Raw genomic sequence first — 24,289 nt, forward strand, 5'->3', positions numbered from 1 at the left:
TCACCGTCGTTCGGTCCAGTTGACGAGACAGCGGAGGTAGCCGGCACCGTACGCCCGCGAGCGGTGCCGCCACTCCGTGTCCCCCGCGAGTTCAGGGACGTGATCCAGGAGCACCGGCCCGTCGAACCCCACGTCGTGGAGCGCCTCCATCGCGGCGAACTCGTCGAAGTTCCCCTCGTCGAGGAACGTCTCTGTGAACGCGGGCACCGTCCCGATGACGTCGCGGAAGTGGACGAACACCAGGTCGTCGCCGAAGTGACAGATCACGTCGGGGACGTCTTCGCCCATCTCGGAGAAACAGCCCAGACACAGCTTCAGCCCGTGGGCGTCGCTCGGGACGGCCGCGAGCGCGCGGTCGAAACTCTCCCGCGTCCCGAACAGGCGCGGGACTCCGCCGAGTTCCTCGTACACGGGCGGATCCGCCGGGTGGAGCGCCAGGCGGACCCCGGCGTCCTCCGCCCGGGGGAGCACCCGCTCGAGGAACCCCTCGTAGTACTCCCAGCACTCCTCGGCCGTGTACGTCCGTTCGAGGTCGCCGGGTGGGGTCTCGATGGGATCGAGGTCGGCCTCGTCGAACGCCGTCGCCGTCGCGCCACCCCGAACGGGAACCGCCGTCGCGGTCCGCATCGGGACCAGCCCGCGTGGGTTCCACTGGTAACCGAGCGTGTCGATGCCGGCGGCACCGAGGCGGTCGATCAGCGTCCCGATCGCCTCGAGCTGCTGCTCCTTGCCCGCCCGGTCGAACATGATGTCGCCGTACATCCCGAAGTGTAACGAGTGGATCCCGGCGAGTCGGAGGCCGGTCCCCTCGACGTGGGCCTTGAGCGTCTCGAGCCGGTCGACGCTGGGGACGTCGTCCGGTGCCAGCCGGAGGTGTTCGACGTCCCGATCCGACGCCAGGTCGTCCGCGTACGCGTCCGCCTCGTGTCCTGGGGCGATCACGTCGACGAACACCTCCTCGGCACCGACCTGCCGCATGAACCGGAGGCGTTCGTCGCTCAGCCAGCGCGTCCGAAAGCCGAACCGAATCCCGTCGGGGGTCGAAGTGGGTGCCATACGTGGTCCTCGAAGGTCGGGCGGTTGTATGTTCTGGTCGGTCCGCCCCCGCACTGTCGCGACCGGACGCGACGGGCGCACGTGAGTCGGGCAGGGGTCCAATGATATTTGTAACGCTTCGGATCGTCCGGACAGTCGGATTCGACGACACGGACCGCGGCGACGACACGCCAGGCAGTCTGACGGTGGCGGTGCGGAAGGCAGGGTCGACGCCGACGTCGTCACCAGAGCACGGTCGGTGGGCGTCGGGTCGTGTAGTGTTCGCCGAGAGACGACGTGAGACGATGTCGCGCGGAACGGGTGATCGAGTCGCTCAACGGCCCCTGTGCGCGGTCACACGAGGACGCTCGATCGGCAGGCTTCGCGGCCAGTTCCGGTTCCCCGCGACGAGACCGAGGCAGCTGCTGTTCCGCCGAACGCGGAGACGGGGACGATCCTCGCCTCGCGACGACCGGACCGGGCGGGGAGCCGATCCCACGAGAGGCGCGATCGTCGAAACGATATGAAATTATAAATAATTGTTTTCTCGGGAGAAGACACGCTGGCGGTCACGCCGGGCGGAGCGGACGACGGCTCCTGGCCGCCGGCCGGTCGAACGGACGACGTGCCGACGTCGGGTCCGAGACGGAACGCGACGCCGTGCGGTGGCCATCACCAACCGTTATGTAGAGTCGCGGTCTCCGTCCACAGAGGAGAACGATGTCCCAGGCACGACTGAATCACGTCAGCATCGTGGCGCACGACATGGCGGAATCGCTGGAGTTCTATCAGGGCGTGTTCGGTCTCGAGCACATCCCCTCGCCGAACTTCCAGACGGACGTCGAGTGGCTTCGGGCCGGCGACCTGCAGCTCCACCTGTTCGAACGCGACGTCCCCGCGCCGCGGTACCACCACTTCGCACTCTACGTCGACGACTTCGAGACGGTGTACCGGACGGTGAAGGAGAGGGGGATCATCACGGATATCACCGACGACCAGCCCGAGGACCGGGTGTACGTCCTGCCGGACGGGGCCGTACAGATGTACATCGAAGACCCCGCGGGGAACCTCGTGGAGGTGAACTACCACGACGCCACCGAACTGGACGAGTCCGTCGTCACCGATCTCGTCCATCGGGAGGAACTCACACCGGACATCGGGGCCGGACGAGCCGGAGAGGCACGCCTGTTCACCGAGGCGTTCCTCCGCGCCGGAGCGGACGGCAGTCGAAGCTGACGCCTGCGAACCCGAATCGGTCGTCGACGAACACGGCCCCGACGGGCCTCGACCCCGTGAGACCGGAGACTGCGTGTCGTAGCGGCGAGGCGTCGTCACCGGACCGTCCCCACACTCGACGGTTCAGTCGAGGCGTCTGACCGGCTCGGCGGGGTTCCCCTGGACGACCACGTCGTCGGGGACGTCTGACGTCACGACCGCGCCCGAAGCGATCACCGCCCGGTCGCCCACCGTCACGCCCGGATTGACGACCGCCCGTCCACCGATCCAGACGTCGTCGCCGATCGTGACGGGCGTTCCGTACTCCGGCCCTTCGATCCGTCTGGCGGCGTCCAGCGGGTGCGTGGCCGTGTAGACGTGGACGCCGGGACCGACCAGGCAGTTCCGGCCGATCCGCACCGGACAGACGTCCAGGACGACGCAGTCGAAGTTCGCGTAGAAGCCGTCTCCCACGTGGACGTTGTAGCCGTAGTCGCAGCGGAAGGGCGGTTCGACGGAGACGTCCTCGCCGCTCGGCCCGAACAGCTCCCGGAGCAGTCGCTGTCGCGTCTCCCCGGCCGACGGCTCTGTCTCGTTGAACCGTCGCGTGAGTTCCCGGGCGCGTTCGCGTTCCGCGACCAGCTCCGGGTCCGAGGCGTCGTACAGGTCCCCGGCGAGCATCTTCTCTTTTTCAGTCGGCATACTGCATTCTGGAGAGCCCCGGTCAAAACCGTTGTGTCGGTCGGCGTCCGTGGTCGCGTGGACCGGTAGACTCGTCGACCCGACGATCCGTCCGGCGCAGACGGTTCGGTGATAGCAAACGGCCGCCGTCGACACCGGGCAGCGTTCGGACGGGGAGACGCGCCGGAGCCGTGACGCGACGACACGGCCACGGATCGGTCGTCGAGCGGCGCGAGTCGTTCGACGTGGGGAGTCATCGGCGAGGACCGTGGCGTCCATCTAGTCGGCGATCGGGTGTCGGGTACCCGGACGGTCCAGCACACGGACAGCCCGGCGGCCGGGAACGCTCCCGACGTCGCTACACGAAGTACTGCGCGGCCAGCAGGAACCAGCCCTGACCGAACGAGGTGACGCCGAACGGCATGTCCGGGCCGCCCGGCGGACGGGCGACCCGTTCGACGCCGCCATCGTCGTTCACCAGATCGAGCGTGACCTCGATCCCGGCGCGTGCAGCGTCCTCGTACCGGTCGTCGTCGAGCAGTCCCATCTGGCTCGCCTTCATGAACGAGTAGGCGAACATGAGCGTCCCCGACGTCTCCAGCGGTGACTCGGGGTCGTCGAGGATGTGGTGCCAGAAGCCGCTCGCGTCCTGCAGGTCGACGACACTGCTCGCGACGTCCTCGAAGATCTCGACCAGGTCGTCGCGATCCGGATGGTCGTCAGGGAGCCGTTCCAGCGTGTCGAGGATGCCGGCGGTGGCCCACCCGTTGCCGCGCGACCAGAACGCCCCCTGCGGGAAGGTGTTCGGCGTCTCCTTCCACATGTGTCGACAGAGGCCGGTGTGGGGGTCCTGGACGTGCTTCGCGACGATCTTCGCCTGGTGAGCCGCCTCGTCGAACGCCGCCGGCTCCTCGGCGGCGACGCCGTAGCGCGCGAAGAACGGACAGAGCATGTAGATGGAGTCCACCCAGAGTTCGACGTCCTCGCGTCGGTGTGAGATCCCGCCGTCTTCGGTTCGATCGACCGTCCCGAAGAACTCGTACTGGCGGCGTGCGGCCTCGAGATACCGTTGCTCGCCGGTTCGCTGGTAGACGTCGAGGACGCCCTGTCCGAGGGCGGCCGGGTCCGAGATACCCTGGAACGAGTCGAGGTGGGACTGCTGGAGCCACGGTTTGTAGTCGAGCGAGCCGTACGAGAACTGGCCGGCGCTCGTCTGTGTCGCGACACAGCGATCGACGAGCGTCTCGGCGGCGTCGAGGAACTCCGGCTCTCCCGTCGCGTGCAGTCCGTTGATCGCGACCGCCTTCTCCCAGTCTTCGCCCTCCATGTCCCGTTCGATCGTATGCCGAGCTACCACCGGACGGAGCGCCGCGAGTCGTTCTGCGAGCATCGATATTCGTCCGTCGTTGGCAGCTACCCGATAAAAAAACTACTGTTGTCCAGGGGAGGTCGTCGAGCGAGGCCGTGACGGACACCGACGGTGCCGCTGTCGGTTCCGGGCGGGCCAGGGCTCGCGGGCGCGTCAGAACGGCGACGCCGCGACGAGTCGGTTAGCCGTCCAGGAACTCCCGGAGCCGTTCCTTCCGCTCGGGCGTGGCCTCGAGGACGTTCGCGAGCAGGCCCTCGAGGTGGAGCCCCTGCTCGAACTCGGTTCGCGAGGCCATCTTCGCCGCCGTCTTCGCCAGGACGAGCGCGAGTTCGTCCTTCTCGGCGATCGCCTCGGCGACCGCCATCGTGCGCGTCTCGAGCTGATCGGGTGGATGCGTCTCCTGGATCAGTCCGTACTCCCGTGCGCGCTCGCTCGGGACCATCTCGCCCGTCAGCAACATGAGGAGGGCGGTGCCGAGGTTCGTCTCGCGAGGGAGTCGCTGCGTGCCGCCCTCACCGGGGAAACCGCCGATGGCGATCTCGGGGAACCCCACCGACGCCTCGGTCGACGCGAGCCGGATGTCACACGCCAGCGCCAGTTCGAGGCCGCCGCCGAGCGTGAGACCGTTCAGCATCGCGATGGTCGGTTTGTCGATCGCTTCGATCCGTTCGGGGAGCGCGAACTGCTCGAGTGTGACGGCCTCCGTCGTCGTCTCCGGGATCCGTTCTTCGAGTTCGGCGATGTCCGTCCCGGCCGAGAAGGAGTCGCCCGACCCGGTCAACACGAGGACCGTCGCGTCGGCGTCGTCGTCGAACCGGTCGAACGCCCGAACGAGTTCGTCCCGCATCGTCGCGTTGATCGCGTTCTTCTTCTCGGGGCGCTGCAGTCGGACGGTCGCGACGCCGTCGTCGACCGTGACGTCGATGAACTCGAAGTCGGTCGCGGTAGTCATGATCGGTGAGGCCATCGTAGAACGGTGGTAAATAGCTTGGCGTCGACCGTCGAGGAACGCGTAACTGGGGCCTGGTTACGTGCCGAAGTCGTCGACCAGATGCTCGGCCGCGCGCAGACAGACGGCCCACATCGTCAGCGTCGGGTTGATGCCCGGACAGTTCGGGAACACCGCGCCGCTGTACACGTAGAGGCCCGGCGTGTCGTGAACCTCCAGTTCGGGACCGACGACGGACTCCTCGGGATCCGTGCCCATGCGGCAGCCACCCAGATCGTGACTACTGCCGACGCCGGTGAACGCCGGCCCGCCCCAGGTCTCCGTCGCCCCCATCTCCTCGAGGATCTCGACGATCTGCTCGCGGAAGAACTCGTGGAGCCTGCGCTCGTTCTCGCGCAGGTCGTACGTGATCCGCAGCACGGGCATCCCCTCGCCACTCTCGTCGACGTGTTCCGGATCCAGTTCGATGTAGTTCGTCGCGTACGGGAGGTTCGTCGACTGGAGTCGCACGGCCGCCCAGTGGTTCCACTCGCGCAGGTGGTCTTTGTACTCCCGGCCCCAGCGTGGGACGTCCGCCGGCAGCGACTCCTGGCTGATCTCGATCGGCAGGTACTGGGGCTCGGCACTCAGGGTGGCGCCGCCGACGAAGCCGTGTTCGACCGAGTCGAACTCGTCGGAGAGGTAGTCGTCGAGGATCACGCTCTGGGCGGCGGGTCCGGTGTGGCGGTTCCACACCTCGTCCGGCACGTAGCCGCTCACGTCGGAGAACATCTTCGTCATGAAGTGGTTGCCGACCTGTCCGGTGTTGTTGCCGAGGCCGTCGGGGTGGTGTTCGTCCGTCGAGGTCAAAAGCAGCCGGACGTTCTCGAAGGTGTATGAGCAGAGGACGACGGCCTTCGCGTCCTGTCGGCGTCGCGTCCCGTTCGCGTCGACGTACTCGACGCCGCAGGCGTCGCCGTCCTCGTCGGTGAGGATCTCCACGACTCTGCAGTGCGTCCGCAGGTCGAAGTTCCCGGTTTCGAGCGCCCGGGGGACGTGGGTCTGCCCTGGGTGCCACTTGGCGTCGTTGAACGGACCGAACCCGTTGTTCCACGCGGTGTAGGTCGTCGCCGCTCGGCCATCGTACGGTTCGCTGTTCACGCCGACCGGGACCGGGAAGGGGGTGAGTCCCATCTCCTCGGTGACCTCTTTGAACGCCTCGCCGATCTTGTGAGGCCGGAGCGGGGGGTTCGGGAGCGGTTCGCTCCGCTCGACGTACGGGTTGTCGTCGCCGCCCGAGACGCCGATCTCCTGCTCGGCGCGGGTGTAGTACGGTTCGAGGTCCTCGTAACTCAGCGGCCAGTCCGCGAGCGTGCAGTCGTCCGGCAGGACGTCCTCGCCCCAGCGTTCCTCGACGTACGAGCGCTCGCGGAAGTGGTGTGGGTGGAAACGCCGGAGCCACGCCCCGTAGTGGATGACCGAACCGCCGACGCTGTTCATCATCCGACCGAGCGAGAACGACGCATCCCGGGTGTCTTCATCCTCGTCCCGGCGCCACCGGGGCGTCTCGGCGTCGAACTTCTTGCCCATATCGGCACGACAGTAGTACGACGAACCGAGTTCGTCCGGCAGGAAGTCGCCCTCGGTCCGGTACGGCCCTGCCTCGTACGCGACGACGTCGAGGCCGGCCTCCGCGAGGATGGGTGCGACCATCCCACCCATCGCGCCGACCCCGACCATCGCGACGTCGGCCTCGTCGGCCGGCGGCTTCCCGCCGGCCTGTGGGTCGAACCCCTCGATGTCCGGCGGGCCACCGCCGCCCGCGTCGTCGGGGTCGTAGCCGAGGTCGGCCATCGACTGGTACTCGCCGCCCTTGGTCACGGGTTCGTCCGAGAGGTTCTCCGCCGCGGAGTTCTCCAGGGAGACGCCCGGATGGCCCAGCACCTTCCAACCCTTCTTCTCCCGGTTCCCGCCGTACGCCGGGTCGGCGAACAGCCCCTCGGTCAGATGCTGGTGGAGCAGATCGAAGAACGTCTCCTGCGGCGGCGTGTGGAAGTCGTCGAGCTCGCCCGCCTCGAGGCGAGCGATCAGACTGTCCTGCTGCTCGGGCGGACAGTCCGCGAACGGAACGCCGTACGTCTCCGTCGCGTTCCGGTCCAGCGCGTCGAGTCCGAGGCGGTAGGCGCGCTGTTGCTCGGCGTACGCGTCGTTGAGTGCGCGATCGACGTACCGGGTGGCACCGATCTCCGTCGCACCGGGGTCCTCGTCGGCCGGGAACATCCGCTCGAACAGCGCGGATACCGTCCGGGCCTGATGTCGATTGAACGTTATGAGTGTGTCAGGGAGACGCATGCTCGTGTTGTGCGTGCAACGTACGAGCCGATTGATTAAACGTTGTCGGTGAGTTCGGTTCGTGGAGTGGACGGACGACGGTGGCGGCATCGTCGACCGCGGTCGCTGCGCACGACCGAGAGAGAGGGGTGCGTGTGCCAGGAGACGAACGTACCGACGAGCGTCGGCGTCGACAGACGAGCTGGGGGTGATCGGAGAGCTGGCGGGTGGTCGGAGAGCTGGCGGGTGGCCGAGAGGCCACGAGGCGTCCGTTCCCGAACGACGATCCGTCAGTCGTCCACCGAGGACGACGCGAGGTCGGCCGGATAGCCCAGTTCCTCGAGGACCTCCGCCGTATGTTCGCCGGCGCGTGGCGGATGTCGCCGGATCGACGGGGGCGTCTCGCTCAGTCGGAGCGGCATGCCGGTGACGGTGAGCTCGCCGAGCGTCGGGTGGTCGATGGTCTTGATCATGTCGTTGTCCCGGACCTGCGGGTCCTCGAGCACCTCGGGGAGGTCCTTGACCGGCCCACACCAGACGTCGTGTTCGATGAGCTGCTCCATCCACGCGTCCGTGGTGTCCGTCTCGAGGACGTCGGCGACGTGTGCCATGATCTCGTCGCGCCGCTCGTACGCCTCCTCCCACGTCGACACGTCGGTGATCTCGTCGATCCCGAGTATCTCGCCGAGCTCCGAGGGGAGCACGAGCGAGAGCACGATGTGGCCGTCGGCGGTCTCGTACACCCCGTAGGGAGCCGGGTGGTAGAGGTTGCCGAGCCCGTGTTCGCCACGATCGAGTTCCGCGCCCGTGTTGGCGTACGTCGACAGTTCCTGGAGCTGGAGGTCGACCGTCGCGCTGAGGAGGTCGCCCTCGATCCGCTGTCCCTCGCCGGTCCGGTCGCGGTAGTGTAGCGCCGCGAGGATCCCGAACGCGAGGTACGTCGCCGAGTGGAGATCGGCGATGGCGACCCCCTGTGGCGTCGGGAGGTCGTCGCGGTCGCCGGTGATGCTCATCAGACCGCCCATCCCCTGGATGATGAGGTCCTGCCCCGGCCGGTCGACGTACGGACCCGACGAGCCGAAGCCGGACGCGCTCGCGTAGATGAGTCCGGGATTCCGCTCGGAGAGCTCCTCGTACCCGAAGCCGAGTCGGTCCATCACGCCGGGGCGGAAGTTCTCGAGGACGACGTCCGCCTCCTCGCAGAGGTCGTAGAGCACCGCGCGGTGGTCGTCGTCCTTGATGTCGAGTTCGACGCTCCGTTTGTTGCGGTTGAAGACCTGAAACTGGAGGCTCTCCCCGTCGCGATAGCCGTTGGCCATCGAGAAGTGACGCATCCACTCCCCACCGGGCCGTTCGATCTTGAGGACCTCGGCACCGAGATCCGCGAGCATCTGCGTCGCGACCGGACCCTGGGCGATCTGCCCGAAGCTTACGACCGTGATGTCGTCGAGTGCGGCTGGCATTGCGTGAGCGTGTGAACCGACCGAAATAGGCTTTTCCCTCGCCTCACCCCTCCGGCGCCTCCCGTCGTGGAGTGATCGGCTCCCGTCGGAGGCTGATTCACTCCGGCTGAAGGGCAGCGTCCGGGGCGACACCCGGCGTGTTCGACACGGCGAGGAACGGTCGGAATCGGGGTCGTCACACCGCGGAGACAGTTTTATACCGAAACCTCCCGACGGTCGAACCATGCCGACCGACCAACACGCGCACGGCCTCTCGGTGTCGGAGGAGGTCATCGTCGACGCCTGCGGCGACCTGCGCCTCCCCGAGATGGGAGTCATCGAACAGCTCTGGGAGACGGATCCGATCGCACCCGACGACGTCAGTGCGGCGGCCGCCGCAGCCGTCGAGTCGCTCTCGTTCGCGGACGTCCCCGACGGCGGCGAGGTGGCGCTGGGTGTGGGGAGCCGCGGCATCGCGAACCTGGGGGCCATCGTCGCGGGGGTCGTCGACGCGCTCGAAGACGCCGGCTACGAGCCGTTCGTCTTCCCAGCGATGGGGAGTCACGGCGGGGCGACGGCCCAGGGCCAGACCGAGATGCTGAACGAACTCGGCGTCTCCGAGGCGAGCGTGGGGTGTGAGATCCGTTCGAGCATGGAGGTCGTCGAGGTGGGTCGGACGCCGGACCGCGACGTCCCCGTCGTCGCCGACGCCAACGCGGCGAGCGCGGACGCCATCCTCCCGATCAACCGCGTCAAACCCCACACCGACTTCGACGGCACCGTCGAGAGCGGCCTCTCGAAGATGCTCGTCATCGGCATGGGAAAACAGCGCGGCGCGAAGATCGCCCACGAGTGGGCGGTCGACTGGTCGTTCCGGCGGATGATCCCCGAGATCACCGAACAGTTGCTCGACTCGCTCCCCATCGTCGGGGGGGTCGCCATCGTCGAGGATCAGCACGACGACACGACGCTGATCGAGGGCGTCCCCCCGAGCGGCTTCCTCGACCGCGAGAAGGAGCTGCTCGAGCTGGCGTACGACGTGATGCCGACGCTCCCGTTCGACGAGCTCGACGTGGTCGTCTTCGACAGACAGGGCAAGGACGTCAGCGGCCAGGGGATGGATACGAACGTCATCGGTCGCCGCCCGTTCTCGATCAACGAGCCCGCGCCCGAACGGCCCGAGATCAAGCGAATCTACACGCGCGGACTGACCGAGACCACCCACGGCAACGCGATGGGCGTCGGCTCCGCCGACGTCGTCCACGAGTCGATCGCCGCCGAAATCGACGCGCCGACCACGCTGATCAACGCGCTCACGGCGAGCACCATCCGCGGCGTGAAGCTTCCCCCGGTCGTCGAGACCGACCGCGCGGGGCTCATCGCCGCGCTGTCGACTATCGGCGTCGTCGATCCGGAAACCGTGCGCGTGCTCCGGGCTGGCGACACGATGCACCTCCACCGGCTGTACGCGTCGACTGCACTGGTCGAGGCCGCCCGGGGGCGCGACGACCTCCGCGTCGTCGAGGAACCGTCGCCGATCGAGTTCGACGACGGGCAGTTCCGCGCGCCGTCGTTGCGAGAACGACCCCGCTGAGGGCGACAGGGGGTCGACCGTGGTGCTGTGACGGCGACGCGGCTCACAGCTCGCCGTCGACCCGGGCGCGTGCGATCGATCGGAGTTTCGACGTCTGTATCTTGCCGGTGCCGCCGAGGGGGAGTTCCGCCGCGAAGAAGACCCGTCGCGGGTGGGCGTACGCCGGCCCGCGGTCGAGCGCGTACCCCTTGAGTTCGGCTTCCGACACGGGAGTCGCTCGGACGACGAACGCGACGGGTGCCTCGCCCTTCTCGGCGTGTGGGACGGCGACCACGGCGACGTCCTCGACGGCGTCGTGGGTCAGGAGCAGGTCCTCCACCTCGGCCGGGTAGAGGTTCTCGCCGCCGACGACCAGCATGTCGTCGAGTCGTCCGACGACGTAGTGGTAGCCCGCCGCGTCCTTCCGAACGAGGTCACCGGTGTGGAGGACCCGCCGCCCGTCGCGGAGCTCGAACGCCGCCCGGGTGGCCGCCGGTCGGTCGTGGTAGCGCCCGAGGCCGGGACTGGCGACCAGCAGTTCGCCCGGTTCGCCGGGCGGGCAGGTCTCGCCGGTCTCGGGGTCGACGATCTCGGTCTCGACGCCGGGGAGGGCGACACCCGCGCTCCCGACCTTCCGGGAGCCCGTCCGTGGCGAGTGCGTCACGACCGGCCCACCCTCGGTGAGCCCGTACACCTCCAGCAGGTCGGCGTCGAACGTCTCGGAGAACGAGTCGACGAGCGACGCCGGGACGGGCGCGCTCCCGCAACTCGCCCACGTCATGGAGGAGACGTCGTGCGCGTCGAGCGCCGACGCGTCGGCGACGAGTCGCTTGTAAATCGCCGGCACGCCGGTCATGTAGGTGACGTCGTAGGTGTCGATGGCCGCGACGACGGCCGCGCTGTCGAACTCCGGCACCAGCACCACGGTCCCACCACGGTGGAGCATCGGTTTCACGACGCCCGTCATCGCGTTCTTGTGGTACAGCGGGGTGACGACGAGTCCCCGGTCGTCGGCGTCCAGATCGAGGTGGTCGGTGAACGCGGTCGTACACCACGAGACGCCGCCGTGGGTGAGAACGACCCCCTTTGGACGGCCCGTCGAGCCGCTCGTGTACGGCTGGATCGCCGGATCGTCGGCCGAGACCGCGACGGGCGCGCGCTCGTCGGCGGCCGCCGGCAGGCGTTCCGTGAGTGCGACCACGCGCGTTTCGGAGAGGGAACACGCCTCGGGGGAGCCGTCCACGACGACCGTCTCGACGCCCGCAGCGTCGTCGAGCACCGCGTCGACGGCGTCGGGGACGGAGGGACCGGGGCGCACGACGGCGAGCGACGCCCCGGAGTCGTCGACGATCGCGGAGAGCTTCTCGCGGCGGAGCTGGAGGTTGATCGGGACGGGGACCGCACCGAGACGAGCGACGGCGAGCAGCGTGACGAGGTACCGGACATCGTTCGGGGAGAACGCGAGGACGCGGTCGTCGCGTCCGACACCCAGATCGGCCAGAACGTTCGCCACCCGAGCGACGCGTGTGGCGAACCCACCGTACGAGAGACGCTCGTCGGTCTCGCCATCGACGAGCGCCGTGCGATCGGGGTCGCTGGCGGCGACTGGGTCGTGGACCGCCCCGAGGTTGCGTTCTGTCGCCCTGTCGTGTGGCATAGCGCCACGTTGCGGGACGCGGGTCAAATGTGTTTCTCCCTGGCTCCCGGGACGTCGGGAGGACCACGGGATGCGTGGGGGGACGGGACGAGTGGATGGGGGTCGAGCGTACCATCGGCGCGCAGGTCGCAAACCATCCGGAACTCGCCGTCGTCGGTCGACGGCCCGGCCGAGAGACCGTTTTCGAGTGTAACGAACGCACGCGAGGTATTCCGAACGACACTGCCCACGCAGGATGCCGAAAGCAAAGAGCCCGATCGAATCGACGAAGCCGACCGTTCGCATCATCGGGAAGCTGAAACGGCTCGATGGGGCGACGATCTCCGAACTCGACGGCCACCTCGACATGCGCTTTCTCGAAGCGGGACCGTTCGCCCGGCACCGTCGACAGATATACGAGGCCGCCAGGGCCGAGATGACGGGACCCGCCGGGGAGACCAGTGAACTGGCGAACCTCGTCGTCGAGGAACACGGGTGCGGTGTCTACATCCACCGGGCGTCCGGCGAGCGGGCGGTCAAGGTCGACTCCTTCACCGGACAGCGAGCCTACCTGCACAACACGGCACTCGGCAGGGCGATCCTGTCTCGTCTCCTCAGGCTCGAGAACGAGACGGTGCGGTATTCGTCTCCGCACGAGAACCAAAATCCGAAACCGTGTGGACGCGATCGATCGTTCAGTATAACGAATAGATTCGTCCGAGAGACACGGTGGACTCGTCGGTGACCGACGTCTCGTCGTCGAAGCGAGCGGTTCCGATTCTCACGTGTGGTCGCTGGGGGCCACTCGTCGACTCCTCATTACACCCGTACAGACGTAATAGATCACGTTGGACACCCCCGGTTCCAGTAGAGCGGCGTCCGCCGCTGATCGGAGCGGGCGAGAGTGATGCCGCGCGGCCAGTGGGATCGCTGCGACGTGAGGGCACGCTCCCGGCTGGTCACGACCGAACGGACAGCCGGTCACGCCGTACAGCGATGCAGCGGGTCCGTGACCGGTTCACGTCGGACCGCCAGCGCGATCGTGGCGACTCTGACCGGACCCCGTTCGCCGGATCCTGTGCAGGGACGCGGCGCATGATATCCGAGTTCGAAACCGATGATAGCACGCCTGAGTGGCCGGAAGGGGGAGAGATCGAGGACGGCAAGACTGCGAACGGAGTCGGCGCTGGTCGCCCGTCCGAGGGGGATCGAGTGGGATGAAAACGACGGTCGTACGAACCGGATACCGTCGACGTCGACCTGTTTCGGTGCGCACTGAACGGGAACTGTGGGGAGAACTAATTGTACTTGTACCGGCGTCAATAGACCGACCAATCTCCTCACGGCCGTACCGCTCGCGGGCAGGGGATCGACGTTCCCGTTCGTGACACGCCCTGAAATATAATTTCTTTGGTGTTTTTGTCTAAGTAGCAGATATAATATACTTGCGGTGGCCGTCCGTCGGCGGCAGCCTGTACCCCCGATGCCGGGGACGTGTGCGACTGAACGGTGCTCGACGATTCGATCGGTGACGGTTCTCGTCCGGGCTAAGTCGACGTTCAGCACGTGCTGGACGACGTGTTCGAGACACCGACGAGCCGATCGGGAGAAAGAGAACGACGCGAGAACGTGCCGAGACACGACGTGCAGGCCGTTTCGTATCGGTCGACACCCCCCGATCGGAGAGATACGTCGACGGAGGGACGACGAGTCAATCCGATACGCCCACCGACATATCTTGCTAAATGCTAGTTAAGAAATCTTATAGTTCGAGGACGGCGGACGCCGGATGTCGTCGGAGCGGCTCGCGTCGGAGTCGTCACGGTGGAGAGGCCAGGATCGAACGGCGGGCCACGGACGGAGCCGACGACGGGCGGTCGTCGGTCGATCGCAGTCCGGTCCGTACGGACGGACTGACCGACCGATTCTTACGCTCCGGCCGACACACTACGTCGTATGAACGCACCGCTCTGGACGGAGGCACACGCGCCAGCGCTCGCGGAGCTCCCCCAGCCGGAGGTCCGCGACCACCTCCAGCGAACGGTCGACGAACCGATGAACCTCGTACTCCAGGGCCCCGTGGGTGTCGGTAAGACCGCTGCGGTCAGAGCGCTCGCATGGGAGACGCACGACGACCCCGACGCGGACCTCGTCGAGATCAACGTCGCGGACTTCTTCGACCGTTCGAAGAAACAGATCGCCGACGACCCGCGCTTCTCGCACCTGGTCGACCGGAGTATGTCGAAGCGCGAGATGGTCAAACACGTCTTCAGCGAGGCCGCCGGCTACGCACCCATCACGGGCGACTACAAGACCATCCTCTTCGACAACGCCGAGACCATCCGCGAGGACTTCCAGCAGGCCCTCCGGCGGGTGATGGAACGTCACCACCGGACCACGCAGTTCGTCATCGCCACCCGCCAGCCCTCCCGACTGATCCCGCCGATCCGCTCGCGGTGTTTCATCGTCCCCGTGCGGAAGCCGACGACGGACGAACTCCGTGACGTCTTGCGGCGGATCGTCGAGCGCGAGGGGGTCGACTACCACCCGGACGGCCTGGAGTTCGTCGCCGGCTACGCGGACGGAAACGTCCGACGCGCCGTCATGAGTGCACAGGCGACGGCGGTCGAGGAGGGCGAGATCACCATGGACGCCGCCCACAGAACCATCACGGCCGTGGGTCGCGACGATCAGCTCGAGTCGGTCCTCTCGGACGCCCGCGCGGGCGCGTATCGTGACGCTCGGAAGACGCTTGGGAGCCTCCTCGACGACGAGGGGTACGAGGGTGGCGACCTCCTGCAGGCGCTCCTCCGGGTTGCTCGCCGGGGCGATCTCGACCGTGACGAACTCGCCCGGCTCCACCGGATCGCCGGCGAGGTCGACCTGGATCTCGCGACCGGGACCGACGACAGACTTCATCTGACGCATCTCCTCACCGCTTGGGGAGAGGAGGTCCACGCGTGAACTTCGCCCCTGGCGTTCGGAAGTGGGCGCTGCCACCGCTCGTCGGTGCGTGCGTCTTCGCCCTGCTCGTCCCGCCGCTCGCGGTCGTGCTCCTGGGGGTGGGGCTGTTCGTGCTCTGGAACTTCCGCGACCCCGAGCGACATCCTCCCACGGAGGGGATCGTCGCGCCCGCCGACGGGAAGGTCTCCGTGGTCCGCCAGGAGGGCGACCAGCTTCGGGTCGGCGTCTACATGAACGCCCTCGACGTCCACGTCGTCCGCGCGCCGAGGAAGGGGTACGTCGACGGGATCGAACACTCGCCGGGCGCGAACAGGCCGGCGTTCACGAAGGATTCGGAGAACAACGAGCGTGTCGACGTCGACTTCGGGCTGTTCGAGGTGTCGCTCATCGCGGGCTGGTTCGCCCGACGGATCGTGCCGTACGTCCACGACGGCGACACGGTCGCCAAGGGCGACCGCCTCGGCCACATCGCGTTCGGCTCCCGCGCGGACGTGCTCCTGCCGCCCTCGATCGACCGCGACCACCTCCTCGTCGAGGAAGGTGACTCGGTCCGGGCGGGCGAGACGGTCGTCGCCGAACTGCCGAGCGACGGCGAGGTCTGAGGTCGACCCCTCCGTCCGGTCTCACGCGGGTTCGATCCGATACGGGAGCGTCTCGAACGTCCGTACGTCGACGGCGTCGGGGGTCGCAACCGTGACGGGGAATCGGTCCGAGGCCCGCGTGTCGGTCGGATACCAGGGACGACCGGTCTCGACGACGACGAACAGCCCCTCGTCGTCGCCGACGACTGCGAACTCGTCGGTCGACTCGTCCCACCGGGTCGCACCGACCGCGTCTTCCAGCGCTTCGACGGTGTGCCGGACGTCCGGCGTCGGCAGCCCGATCTCGCTCACGCGACGGAACCGTCCCGCGTCGAACGCGCCCGTGGCGTCCGGCAGCCCGTGTCTGGCGATCAGTTCGACGACGTTCCCGGCCGGATCGAGACAGTAGACCGCGTGGGCGTTCATGAACTCGAAGGAGAACGTCTGCTCGTCCGTGTCGGGATCCGTCAGTGGCTCCACCCGGTCGGTCAGCCACGCGACGGCGTCGTCGAAGCGGTTCGACGGAACGGTGATCGCGAAGTGGTAGTACGGATTCGTTCCCGTCGGTGACGGCTCGAACACGACGCTGGTCTCGCCGAACGCGACGACGACGCTGTCGTCTTCCACGCTCCTCACGTCGAGCTCGAACTTCTCGGCGTAGAACTCGGACAACGCTTCCAAGTGGGCCGTCTGGAGGTGGAGCCTGTCGATTCGCATCCTGACACTGGTCCGGCGCGTCCGTCCATAACGGTTGCTCGCACGGGTCGCGGACACGCACACGTCCCCCTCGCGCTCACACGTCGGCGTATATCTCCAGCAGGTTCCCCTCCGGGTCTCGAAAGAACAGCGTTCGGTGCCCGTACTCCCGGGTTCGCGGTTCGTCGACGATCTCGACGTCGTGGTCACACAGCGCCTCGTAGCAGCGGTCGACGTCCGGTGGTGGCACGCGAAACGCCAGCTGGACGCCCGTCGTTCCGGACGGCGGCGACTGTCCGTCCTCGGGCCGTCCCCGTTCCCGGAGCGTCAGGAGCGTCGCCCCGACCTGGAACTCGATCCAGTCGTCCCAGTCGCGATAGATCGGGAACGAGAGCACGTCGGCGTAGAACCGCCGTGTCGTCTCGATGTCGTCGCAGAGCACCACCACGTAGTCGAGCGACCGAATCGCGTCGAGCATGGTCGACCCACGTCGAGGAGGGACGAATCCCTGTCCGTGTTCGGTACGACCGACACACAGATCCGCGTGGGATTGCGCTTCGGTCGGGGGGTCACGCCCGCCGTACCACGTGGACGTTCCGCGTCAGCGACCCGTGGGTCCGCCGTTCGAACCGCTCGACGACGCGCCACTCTGCGTGCTCGGCCGCGCCGTCACCCTCCCGTCGCCCCGACTCGCCCGCTACCGGTCCACCGACGCCCTGATGAACTCGGTCCCGTCGAACCGGTCGCCGATCCGGTCGACGGCGTATCCGTGGGCGGTCAACAGCTCCGTCACGTCGGCACCGACCCCGTGGATCTCGCAGAATATCGCCGGCTGGTGGGACTCCAGGAGACGGCCCATGCCCTCGAGCACCGCCCGCTCGTGCCCCTCGACGTCGATCTTGACGACGTCGGGGGGCTCCGTCTCGAGTTCGTCGAGTGTGACGCTCTGGACCGCGAGCCCGGTCGGTGTCTCCGAGATCTCGCTGCGGCCGTTCGGGGATCCCCGACCCGTCAGGTAGCGTCTGCCCGAGGCGTCCGAGACGGCGGTCTCGTGGACGGATACGGTGTCGAGGCCGTTGCTCGCGACGTTCCGTCGGAGGTCCGCCGCCGCGTGTGGGTTCGGTTCGAACGCGTGTACCTCCGCGGCTATCCGTCCCAGCAGGCAGGCGTAGAACCCGACGTTCGCGCCGACGTCGTAGACGACCGTCCCCGCGTCGACCGCATCGAGTAGCGCCGACCGGAACGGTCCCTCGGTCCGCCTGGCGAACTCGATCTCCCAGTACCCCCGGAAGTGGTCCGAGGTCAACGTGACGCTCGTCCCGCGGGTCCGAACAGTGACCGTCCCTCGCCGAGTGTTCCGTATCGCGCCGACGAGGGCCGCGAGACAGACACCCAGTCCGCCCACCGCTGCACGTGCACCGATCAATGACGACCTGTTCTCGCCACGGCCGAATAACCGTTCTTACGACCGAACATCGATCCTGCCGTCCGGGATTCGATGACCGACGGCACGCGCAGCGACGGCGACCGCTATCGCCGTAACACGTGCACGTGTCGCGTCAGCGAGCCGTGCACTCGCCGCTCGAACCGCTCCTCGACGGTCCACCCGGCGTGTTCGGCTTCGGCGTGCCAGCCCCGGTCGGCGACGACGACGGCCCGCGGGGCGACCCGGGCCGCTTCTTCGAGTGCGCCCCCGACCAAGTCGGCGAGCGAGTGGGTCGCGACCTTCGACTGTCTCCCGTAGGGGACGTCCACGACGACGCCGTCGGCGCTGTCGTCTCTGAGTGGGAGGGCCGTCGCGTCGCCTCTGAGCACGTCGTACCCGTCGTCGAGATACGCGGCCAGGTTCTCTCGCGCTCCGCGCGTCATCTTCCACTGGGCGTCGAGGCCGACCACGTCGCTCCCGACGAGCCCGGCCTCGACGAGGAACCCGCCGGTGCCGCACATCGGGTCGACGATTCGGGTTCGAGGGCCCGCACCGGCGACGTTGACGGCCCAGCGGGCGTCCAGCGGGTCCATGCTCCCCGGCTGGAAGAACGGCCGGTCCGTCGGTTGGCGGGTCGAGAAGTCGCGGACGCTCTCGGCGACCTGCCAGCCGACGAGACAGGTCCCGCCGGAGAACCACGCACGGAGCACGTGATCGGGGTCGTCGAGGTCGACGTCGAACCCGCGGTCGACGAGGACACTGCCGAGTTCGGTCTCGGCCGTGCGCGTGGAGACGCCGGCCGACGAGCGGACGTCGCGTGCCCGGACGGCGACGCTTCCGACGCGGTCGATCCGGGCCGCCGTCAGGAGCGCCCGGGCGCTCTCGACCGAGGCGTCCGTTCGCCCGACGAGTTCGACCGCACGGTGGGTGTACGCGAGGTCGGCCACGCGCGCGTGATCGATCCCCCGTGCGGTCGCCAGGCCCGGCGCGACCACGGTGACGTCGGTCGCGGCGACCCGTGCCTCGCGGGCCGCGTACGTGTCGTCGGTTCCGGCGAGTTCCAGCCCGTACACACCCGCGACTCGACGCGCACGGCGAAAGAGCGTGTCGATCCGACCGGTCCGCGTCCGCCTTCGTTTCGTCGTGTCAGCGCCTGCACCAACCTTTTTAAAGGTTAAATACGAGTCTCCATCCGATATATGGCTGACCCCAAGGACACGATAAACATCGAGAACGTCGTCGCCTCGACGGGGATCGGACAGGAGCTCGACCTCCAGAGCGTCGCGATGGACCTCGAGGGGGCGGACTACGACCCCGAACAGTTCCCCGGTCTCGTCTACCGGACGCAGAACCCGAAGTCCGCCGCGCTCATCTTTCGCTCGGGCAAGATCGTCTGCACCGGGGCCAAGAGCACGGACGCCGTCCACGAGAGCCTCCACATCGTCTTCGACAAACTGCGCGAACTCGAGATCCACGTCGAGGACGACCCCGAGATCACCGTCCAGAACATCGTCACCTCCGCCGACCTCGGCGTGAACCTCAACCTCAACGCCATCGCCATCGGTCTCGGCCTCGAGAACATCGAGTACGAGCCCGAGCAGTTCCCCGGCCTCGTCTACCGCATCGACGACCCGAGCGTCGTCGCGCTCCTGTTCGGCTCCGGAAAGCTCGTCATCACCGGCGGAAAGGACCCCTCGGACGCCGAGAAAGCGGTCGACAACATCGTCTCCCGTCTCGACGAACTCGGCCTCCTCGACGGCTGAGTCGCGTCCGTCTCCCCGCCCGTGCCCGCCGATGCCGTCGGACGATGGGAACCCGTCCCTCGCGCGTCGCTTCCGCCGACCGACCCGAGATAGCCGGACCTAAGACCCTCTCGCCCCTCCTTCCGGTATGTTCGTCCTCCAGACCGTGCCGTCGGGGAGCGCGTCACAGGTGGCCGGCACGTTCGCACTCTTCGCGCTCTTCTTCGCGGTCACGGCACACATCGCCGCGCGGAACGTCCTCGGTGACGTCGAACTCAAGAACGCGGTCGCGGTCGGGCCGGTCATCCCGGCCGTCAGCTTCGTCTTCGTCGCCCTCGAGTGGCCCGCCGCGCTGGCAGTGCCGGTCGCGCTCGCGGGCGACTTCCTGCTCGTTCGGTACCTCTACGGCCAGTCGACCCGGCTCGCGGCGTATCTCACGCTCATCCACGTCGTCGTGAGCATCATCCTCGGCGTCATCGTCTTCGGCCTGCTCGCTATCATCCAGAGCGCGCCCGGGTGAAACCGGGGGGAGACACGGACGGGCCGCGGACCGAGCGGTGCGCTGAAGTGGCCCTCGGACGCACTCCCGGCAACGAATGGTCGCCATCGCCCGTTTCTTCCGTCGGCTCGTCTGGAACGCCGACGAGCGTCGCCCGCGTGCACCCGTCCGCCTCGTCGGCGGGATCGTCGTCGTCGTGGTCGCCCTCGTCGGCGCGGCGCTCTCGCTCCAGTCGCTCCGCTCGGTCCTCCCGCCGTTCACCCTGGTCGAGAGCAGCCTGTTCGTGGTCGTCGTGACGGCCCTCACCGGCGTGGTAAGCGTCGTCGCCGTCGCCCTGGTCGGGTGGTTCGTCGACCGCCGCCGTCTGTCGGACTTCGGTCTCGATCTCGACCGCGACTGGTGGATCGATCTCGGCTTCGGGCTCGCCCTCGGGGGCGCGCTCATGACGGCGATCTTCGGCGTCGAACTCGCGCTCGGGTGGGTCGTCGTCACGGGGACGTTCGTGCCGCCGGAGTCGTTCCTCCGGGGTTTTCTCGCCGTCTGCGTCCTCTTTCTCGTCGTCGGCGTGCAGGAGGAGCTCCTCGCGCGGGGCTACCTGCTGACGAACGTCTGTGAGGGCCTCGTGGGGTGGCTCGGCGAGCGGGGTGCGACCGGCGTCGCCGTCGTCGTCTCCTCGCTGGTGTTCGGCGGGCTCCACCTCGGGAACCCGAACGCGACGCTCGTCTCCACCCTCTCGATCTCTCTCGCCGGGGTGATGCTCGCCGTCGGCTACGTCCTCACCGGCGACCTGGCCATCCCGATCGGCCTGCATATCTCGTGGAACCTCTTCCAGGGAGCCGTCTACGGCTTCCCCGTCTCGGGGCTGGGGATCGACGCGACGGTCGTCGCCGTCTCACAGCGCGGCCCCGACCTGTGGACCGGGGGGGCGTTCGGCCCCGAAGCCGGACTCGTCGGGATCACCGCGATCGTCCTCGGGACGCTCGCCACCGTCGGATACGTCCGTCTGCGGTACCGTTTTCTCGCCGTCCACCCCTCGCTCACGGTGCCCGATCTACGGTGGCGCGACTGAGCCGAAACCGGGACTGTCCGACAGTCGTGACGGTCGACGCAGCTTTTTGATCACGGACGTCGTCTCGCGACGACATGAACTCCGGACTCCTGCGGTTACTCCGCCCTCGCCAACACGTCTCGCTCGGGCGCGTCGTCGGCGTCGGTGCCTGGCTCAGCGTCGCGCTCTGGTCGGTCGTCGCCCTCGGAGCGATCGGCGCGTACCGCGATCCGACCTTCTTGACGAAACTCGGGAACGTCGGGGGCGTGAGCGAGGCTGCGAGCCTCCTGTTCGGAGTCGTGCCGACGACCGTGCTCCCGTTCGTCGTCGCCGGGGTCGCGCTCGTCGTGATCCCGCTTCGGCTCGTCCGCGAGGTGCGTCGGGCGTTCGGGCGCGGGCGACGCGGGTACACGAACAACGGCGGATACGGTCACGGCGACCCCGGCGCTGTCGGGGGGTCGCTGCTCGGCGGTGGGCTGCTCGGTGGCGCCTTCGACGTCGGCGACGCGCTCGGCGGTGACGGTGGTGGGGACGACGACGGCGACGAGTAACGCGAGGGACGACGACGACGACGGCGACGAGCGGGGCTACTCCACGAGCCGTTCGATCTCGGTGACGAGGATGTCGCTCGCGCCGACCTTCTTGAGTTCGTTCACTACCTCGTAGACGGCCCGTTCGTCGACGACGGCGTGGACCGCGACGGACTCGCCGCCGGCGACGTCCATCACCGTGGGACCGCCGAGCCCGGGGATGACGTCGCGCACCGCGTCGAGCTCACTTCGCGGAGCGTTCATCATGAGGTAGCGCTTGCCCTCCGCCGAGAGCACGGAGCGGAGCGCCATCACCAGCCGTTCGACCGCCTCGTCGTCGACGTGGTCGGGGTGGGCGAACAGCCGCGCCGACGAGGAGAGCACCTCGTCGACCACGGCGAGGCGGTTCACCGCGAGCGTCGTCCCCGTGGAGGTGATGTCGATGATGGCGTCGGCCATGTCGACGTGCGGGGTGAGCTCGGTCGCGCCGGTCACCTCGACGACCTCGGCGTCGATCCCCTGCTCGGCGAAGTACTCGCGAGCGATGGTCGGGAACTCCGTGGCGACCGTCCTGCCCGAGACGTCGGCCGGTGAGGTGATGTCTCCGTCCTCGGGGGCGGCCAGCACCAGCCGACAGCGCCCGAACTCGAGGTCCACCAGGTCGACGAGGTCGTGGCCCGACTCGCGCACCTGGTCGTAGCCCGTGATGCCCACCGCGGCGGCACCGTCCCAGACGTATTCGGGGATGTCGGCGGCGCGGGCGAACAGCACCGTCACGTCGGGGTCGACCGTCCCGGCGTACAGCTTCCGGTCGGCCCCGTTGTCGAGGTGGAGACCGGCGCGTTCGAGCAGCTTCAGCGTCGGATCGTGGAGACGCCCCTTGTTGGGAACGGCGATGCGCATACGCACTCCACACGGCGTCGGGTGAACTGCCTTTCGACCGGGGACCGACGGCACGACCGCGACGGCGAGCCAGAGGTTTATCCGGGAAGCCGACGCCACCCCGCGTCGTGACCTGACGGAGAACGCGACGCGGCCCGGGGCCGAACAGCCGGCCCGAACGCTGGCGGCACACCGCGTCGCGCCGACTCGTGGGAGACGACAGGTGCCGTCCGTTCGCCCCGACCACCACGACGACGGGTCCCGACTACCGAGTGAACCGACGGGGTTTTCGCCCACCGCTCCGCACGCGAGTACATGACAGAGACGCTCTGTGTCGCCGGCGGTCTCGTCCTCCGTCCCGACGGCTCGGTCGTGGAAGCCGACGTGCTCGTCGATCAGTCGGCCAGCGAGATCGCCGACGTCGCGCCCGATCTCGCCGGCACGGCCGACGAGACGCTCGACGCGACGGACGCGGTCGTCCTCCCGGGGCTCGTCAACGCCCACACCCACGCCGCGATGACGCTCCTCCGGGGGTACGCCGACGACAAGCCGCTCGACGCGTGGCTCCGCGAGGACATCTGGCCCGCCGAGGCCGCCCTCGAACCCGCCGACGTCCGCACCGGCACCGACCTCGCGCTGCTCGAGATGATCCGCTCGGGGACGACGACGTTCGGCGACATGTACTTCCACGTCCCGGCGGTCGTCGACGCGGTCGCCGAGGCAGGTCTGCGCGCCCGGGTCGGCCACGGCATCGTCACCGTCGGCAAGGACGTCGAGACGGCGCACGACGACATCGCGGAGAGCCTCGACGTGGCCCGCGAGTACGACGGCACTGCCGACGGTCGGATCCGGACGGCCGTCATGCCGCACTCGCTGACGACCGTCTCGGCCGAGGCGTTCGAGGCGTGTGTCGCGACGGCCGCCGAGGAGGGTGTGCCGCTCCACCTGCACGCGAACGAGACGCGCGACGAGGTCGACCCGATCGTCGACGAACACGGCGTCCGTCCCCTCGAATACGCCGACGACCTCGGCGTGCTCGACGAGGGGACGTTCCTCGCTCACGGCGTCCACGTCTCCGAGGAGGAGATCGGTCTGCTCGCACGGCGAGAGACGAGCGTCGTCCACTGTCCGGCGTCGAACATGAAGCTCGCGTCGGGCATGGCTCCCGTCCAGGCGTATCTCGACGCCGGCGTCACGGTCGCACTCGGGACCGACGGCGCCGCCTCGAACAACGACCTCGATCTCTTCGACGAGATGCGCGACGCCGCCATGGTCGGCAAACTCGCCGCTGGCCGAGCGGACGCCGTCGCCGCGCCCGACGTGGTCGCGATGGCGACCGCGGGAGGCGCCGACGCGCTCGGCCTTCCCGGCGGGCGGATCGAACCCGGTTCGGCGGCCGATCTCGCAGTCGTCGCGCTCGACGCGCCGCACCTGACGCCCGTCCACGACGTGGTCTCACACCTGGTGTACGCCGCACGCGGCTCCGACGTCCGCCACACGGTCTGCGACGGGCAGGTGCTCATGCGCGACCGCGAGGTACTGACGCTCGACGAGGAGCGGGTGATGGCTGAGGCGCAGAATCGGGCGACCGGACTCCGCGAACGGGCCACCGGCGAGTAGACGACCGGTCGCGTCCGGTCGGAGCCGTAGGGGGAAGTGAACGAGGCGTACGGCGGCAGCGTGCGACGGCGACGAAACCGTCGCCAGTCGG

The 24,289-nt window shown here is 68.2% G+C and carries 22 protein-coding genes; 10 read left to right on the forward strand and 12 right to left on the reverse strand.

Going from position 1 to position 24,289, the window contains the following annotated elements; genetic code table 11:
* On the reverse strand, nt 1-1,056 hold the full coding sequence (locus FZP69_RS19145; RefSeq protein ID WP_152042954.1) for a mannonate dehydratase: 1,056 nt from the start codon (nt 1,054-1,056) through the stop codon (nt 1-3).
* Nucleotides 1,057-1,755: 699 nt separating this feature from the next.
* Here FZP69_RS19145 and FZP69_RS19150 point away from each other — a divergent pair.
* On the forward strand, nt 1,756-2,271 hold the full coding sequence (locus FZP69_RS19150; protein WP_152042955.1) for a VOC family protein: 516 nt from the start codon (nt 1,756-1,758) through the stop codon (nt 2,269-2,271).
* A gap of 123 nt (nt 2,272-2,394) precedes the next feature.
* On the opposite strand, the gene FZP69_RS19155 is transcribed toward FZP69_RS19150, so the two are convergent.
* The 5 genes from FZP69_RS19155 to FZP69_RS19175 form a co-directional block, all read right to left on the reverse strand.
* Complete coding sequence (locus FZP69_RS19155) at nt 2,395-2,952, reverse strand: sugar O-acetyltransferase (RefSeq protein WP_152042956.1); 558 nt, start codon at nt 2,950-2,952, stop codon at nt 2,395-2,397.
* A 337-nt stretch (nt 2,953-3,289) separates the two neighbouring features.
* Nucleotides 3,290-4,321, reverse strand: a complete 1,032-nt coding sequence (locus tag FZP69_RS19160; protein ID WP_152042957.1) for a glycoside hydrolase family 88/105 protein — start codon at nt 4,319-4,321, stop codon at nt 3,290-3,292.
* 160 nt (nt 4,322-4,481) lie between these two features.
* Nucleotides 4,482-5,252, reverse strand: a complete 771-nt coding sequence (locus FZP69_RS19165) for an enoyl-CoA hydratase/isomerase family protein (protein WP_192918651.1) — start codon at nt 5,250-5,252, stop codon at nt 4,482-4,484.
* A 75-nt stretch (nt 5,253-5,327) separates the two neighbouring features.
* The gene (locus tag FZP69_RS19170; RefSeq protein ID WP_192918652.1) at nt 5,328-7,580 is read right to left on the reverse strand and encodes a GMC family oxidoreductase; all 2,253 of its coding nucleotides are present in this window, start codon (nt 7,578-7,580) and stop codon (nt 5,328-5,330) included.
* 269 nt (nt 7,581-7,849) lie between these two features.
* On the reverse strand, nt 7,850-9,022 hold the full coding sequence (locus tag FZP69_RS19175; RefSeq protein ID WP_192918653.1) for a CaiB/BaiF CoA transferase family protein: 1,173 nt from the start codon (nt 9,020-9,022) through the stop codon (nt 7,850-7,852).
* 223 nt (nt 9,023-9,245) lie between these two features.
* Between FZP69_RS19175 and FZP69_RS19180 the strand changes: the two genes are divergently transcribed.
* Nucleotides 9,246-10,595 (forward strand): DUF362 domain-containing protein, encoded by a 1,350-nt coding sequence (locus FZP69_RS19180; protein WP_152042961.1) that lies wholly within the window; start codon nt 9,246-9,248, stop codon nt 10,593-10,595.
* Nucleotides 10,596-10,638: 43 nt separating this feature from the next.
* On the opposite strand, the gene FZP69_RS19185 is transcribed toward FZP69_RS19180, so the two are convergent.
* A complete protein-coding gene (locus FZP69_RS19185; protein WP_192918654.1) occupies nt 10,639-12,231 on the reverse strand; it encodes a class I adenylate-forming enzyme family protein in 1,593 nt (530 codons plus the stop codon).
* 235 nt (nt 12,232-12,466) lie between these two features.
* Here FZP69_RS19185 and FZP69_RS22760 point away from each other — a divergent pair, with 235 nt between their 5' ends.
* The 3 genes from FZP69_RS22760 to FZP69_RS19195 all read left to right on the forward strand — a co-directional run bounded on the left by FZP69_RS22760 (nt 12,467) and on the right by FZP69_RS19195 (nt 15,776).
* Nucleotides 12,467-12,955 (forward strand): IclR family transcriptional regulator domain-containing protein, encoded by a 489-nt coding sequence (locus tag FZP69_RS22760; protein WP_192918655.1) that lies wholly within the window; start codon nt 12,467-12,469, stop codon nt 12,953-12,955.
* Nucleotides 12,956-14,166: 1,211 nt separating this feature from the next.
* Nucleotides 14,167-15,174 carry an AAA family ATPase gene (locus FZP69_RS19190; RefSeq protein WP_152042963.1) on the forward strand — a complete coding sequence of 336 codons (1,008 nt, stop codon included), beginning with the start codon at nt 14,167-14,169 and terminating at the stop codon, nt 15,172-15,174.
* Nucleotides 15,171-15,776, forward strand: coding sequence for a protein sorting system archaetidylserine decarboxylase (locus FZP69_RS19195; RefSeq protein WP_152042964.1), 606 nt, complete (start codon nt 15,171-15,173; stop codon nt 15,774-15,776). The genes FZP69_RS19190 and FZP69_RS19195 overlap by 4 nt, the downstream gene beginning before the upstream one ends.
* Nucleotides 15,777-15,797: 21 nt before the next feature.
* Here FZP69_RS19195 and FZP69_RS19200 read toward each other — a convergent pair whose 3' ends face one another.
* From FZP69_RS19200 to FZP69_RS19215, 4 genes are all read right to left on the reverse strand, one after another.
* Nucleotides 15,798-16,472, reverse strand: a complete 675-nt coding sequence (locus FZP69_RS19200) for a VOC family protein (RefSeq protein ID WP_152042965.1) — start codon at nt 16,470-16,472, stop codon at nt 15,798-15,800.
* 76 nt (nt 16,473-16,548) lie between these two features.
* Nucleotides 16,549-16,929: a VOC family protein gene (locus tag FZP69_RS19205; RefSeq protein ID WP_152042966.1), complete on the reverse strand. Its 381-nt coding sequence runs from the start codon at nt 16,927-16,929 to the stop codon at nt 16,549-16,551.
* Nucleotides 16,930-17,148: 219 nt separating this feature from the next.
* Nucleotides 17,149-17,757: an FkbM family methyltransferase gene (locus tag FZP69_RS19210; protein ID WP_192918656.1), complete on the reverse strand. Its 609-nt coding sequence runs from the start codon at nt 17,755-17,757 to the stop codon at nt 17,149-17,151.
* Between the two features lie 224 nt (nt 17,758-17,981).
* On the reverse strand, nt 17,982-18,941 hold the full coding sequence (locus FZP69_RS19215; protein WP_152043447.1) for a methyltransferase domain-containing protein: 960 nt from the start codon (nt 18,939-18,941) through the stop codon (nt 17,982-17,984).
* Between the two features lie 135 nt (nt 18,942-19,076).
* On the opposite strand from FZP69_RS19215, the gene FZP69_RS19220 reads away from it, so the two are divergent.
* The 4 genes from FZP69_RS19220 to FZP69_RS19235 all read left to right on the forward strand — a co-directional run bounded on the left by FZP69_RS19220 (nt 19,077) and on the right by FZP69_RS19235 (nt 21,717).
* Nucleotides 19,077-19,640, forward strand: coding sequence for a TATA-box-binding protein (locus FZP69_RS19220; RefSeq protein ID WP_152042968.1), 564 nt, complete (start codon nt 19,077-19,079; stop codon nt 19,638-19,640).
* A gap of 127 nt (nt 19,641-19,767) precedes the next feature.
* Nucleotides 19,768-20,139: a DUF7473 family protein gene (locus FZP69_RS19225; RefSeq protein WP_152042969.1), complete on the forward strand. Its 372-nt coding sequence runs from the start codon at nt 19,768-19,770 to the stop codon at nt 20,137-20,139.
* A 76-nt stretch (nt 20,140-20,215) separates the two neighbouring features.
* Nucleotides 20,216-21,187 (forward strand): CPBP family intramembrane glutamic endopeptidase, encoded by a 972-nt coding sequence (locus FZP69_RS19230; RefSeq protein ID WP_152042970.1) that lies wholly within the window; start codon nt 20,216-20,218, stop codon nt 21,185-21,187.
* Between the two features lie 74 nt (nt 21,188-21,261).
* Nucleotides 21,262-21,717 carry a hypothetical protein gene (locus tag FZP69_RS19235; protein ID WP_152042971.1) on the forward strand — a complete coding sequence of 152 codons (456 nt, stop codon included), beginning with the start codon at nt 21,262-21,264 and terminating at the stop codon, nt 21,715-21,717.
* Between the two features lie 36 nt (nt 21,718-21,753).
* Here the strand turns inward: FZP69_RS19235 and hisG are convergent, their stop codons facing one another.
* Complete coding sequence (gene hisG / locus FZP69_RS19240; protein WP_152042972.1) at nt 21,754-22,599, reverse strand: ATP phosphoribosyltransferase; 846 nt, start codon at nt 22,597-22,599, stop codon at nt 21,754-21,756.
* A gap of 294 nt (nt 22,600-22,893) precedes the next feature.
* Between hisG and FZP69_RS19245 the strand changes: the two genes are divergently transcribed.
* Nucleotides 22,894-24,198: an amidohydrolase gene (locus tag FZP69_RS19245; protein WP_152042973.1), complete on the forward strand. Its 1,305-nt coding sequence runs from the start codon at nt 22,894-22,896 to the stop codon at nt 24,196-24,198.
* Nucleotides 24,199-24,289 lie beyond the last annotated feature (91 nt).

The organism is Salinigranum salinum, from assembly GCF_009176545.1.
Classification (GTDB): Archaea; Halobacteriota; Halobacteria; order Halobacteriales; family Haloferacaceae; genus Salinigranum; species Salinigranum salinum.

What these genes read in the sequence shown, in the direction of transcription:
- FZP69_RS19145 (WP_152042954.1), bottom strand. Translation starts at nt 1,056, where the DNA reads ATGGCACCCACTTCGACCCCCGACGGGATTCGGTTCGGCTTTCGGACG.
- FZP69_RS19150 (WP_152042955.1), top strand. Translation starts at nt 1,756, where the DNA reads ATGTCCCAGGCACGACTGAATCACGTCAGCATCGTGGCGCACGACATG.
- FZP69_RS19155 (WP_152042956.1), bottom strand. Translation starts at nt 2,952, where the DNA reads ATGCCGACTGAAAAAGAGAAGATGCTCGCCGGGGACCTGTACGACGCC.
- FZP69_RS19160 (WP_152042957.1), bottom strand. Translation starts at nt 4,321, where the DNA reads ATGCTCGCAGAACGACTCGCGGCGCTCCGTCCGGTGGTAGCTCGGCAT.
- FZP69_RS19165 (WP_192918651.1), bottom strand. Translation starts at nt 5,252, where the DNA reads ATGACTACCGCGACCGACTTCGAGTTCATCGACGTCACGGTCGACGAC.
- FZP69_RS19170 (WP_192918652.1), bottom strand. Translation starts at nt 7,580, where the DNA reads ATGCGTCTCCCTGACACACTCATAACGTTCAATCGACATCAGGCCCGG.
- FZP69_RS19175 (WP_192918653.1), bottom strand. Translation starts at nt 9,022, where the DNA reads ATGCCAGCCGCACTCGACGACATCACGGTCGTAAGCTTCGGGCAGATC.
- FZP69_RS19180 (WP_152042961.1), top strand. Translation starts at nt 9,246, where the DNA reads ATGCCGACCGACCAACACGCGCACGGCCTCTCGGTGTCGGAGGAGGTC.
- FZP69_RS19185 (WP_192918654.1), bottom strand. Translation starts at nt 12,231, where the DNA reads ATGCCACACGACAGGGCGACAGAACGCAACCTCGGGGCGGTCCACGAC.
- FZP69_RS22760 (WP_192918655.1), top strand. Translation starts at nt 12,467, where the DNA reads ATGCCGAAAGCAAAGAGCCCGATCGAATCGACGAAGCCGACCGTTCGC.
- FZP69_RS19190 (WP_152042963.1), top strand. Translation starts at nt 14,167, where the DNA reads ATGAACGCACCGCTCTGGACGGAGGCACACGCGCCAGCGCTCGCGGAG.
- FZP69_RS19200 (WP_152042965.1), bottom strand. Translation starts at nt 16,472, where the DNA reads ATGCGAATCGACAGGCTCCACCTCCAGACGGCCCACTTGGAAGCGTTG.
- FZP69_RS19205 (WP_152042966.1), bottom strand. Translation starts at nt 16,929, where the DNA reads ATGCTCGACGCGATTCGGTCGCTCGACTACGTGGTGGTGCTCTGCGAC.
- FZP69_RS19220 (WP_152042968.1), top strand. Translation starts at nt 19,077, where the DNA reads ATGGCTGACCCCAAGGACACGATAAACATCGAGAACGTCGTCGCCTCG.
- FZP69_RS19225 (WP_152042969.1), top strand. Translation starts at nt 19,768, where the DNA reads ATGTTCGTCCTCCAGACCGTGCCGTCGGGGAGCGCGTCACAGGTGGCC.
- FZP69_RS19230 (WP_152042970.1), top strand. Translation starts at nt 20,216, where the DNA reads ATGGTCGCCATCGCCCGTTTCTTCCGTCGGCTCGTCTGGAACGCCGAC.
- FZP69_RS19235 (WP_152042971.1), top strand. Translation starts at nt 21,262, where the DNA reads ATGAACTCCGGACTCCTGCGGTTACTCCGCCCTCGCCAACACGTCTCG.
- hisG (WP_152042972.1), bottom strand. Translation starts at nt 22,599, where the DNA reads ATGCGCATCGCCGTTCCCAACAAGGGGCGTCTCCACGATCCGACGCTG.
- FZP69_RS19245 (WP_152042973.1), top strand. Translation starts at nt 22,894, where the DNA reads ATGACAGAGACGCTCTGTGTCGCCGGCGGTCTCGTCCTCCGTCCCGAC.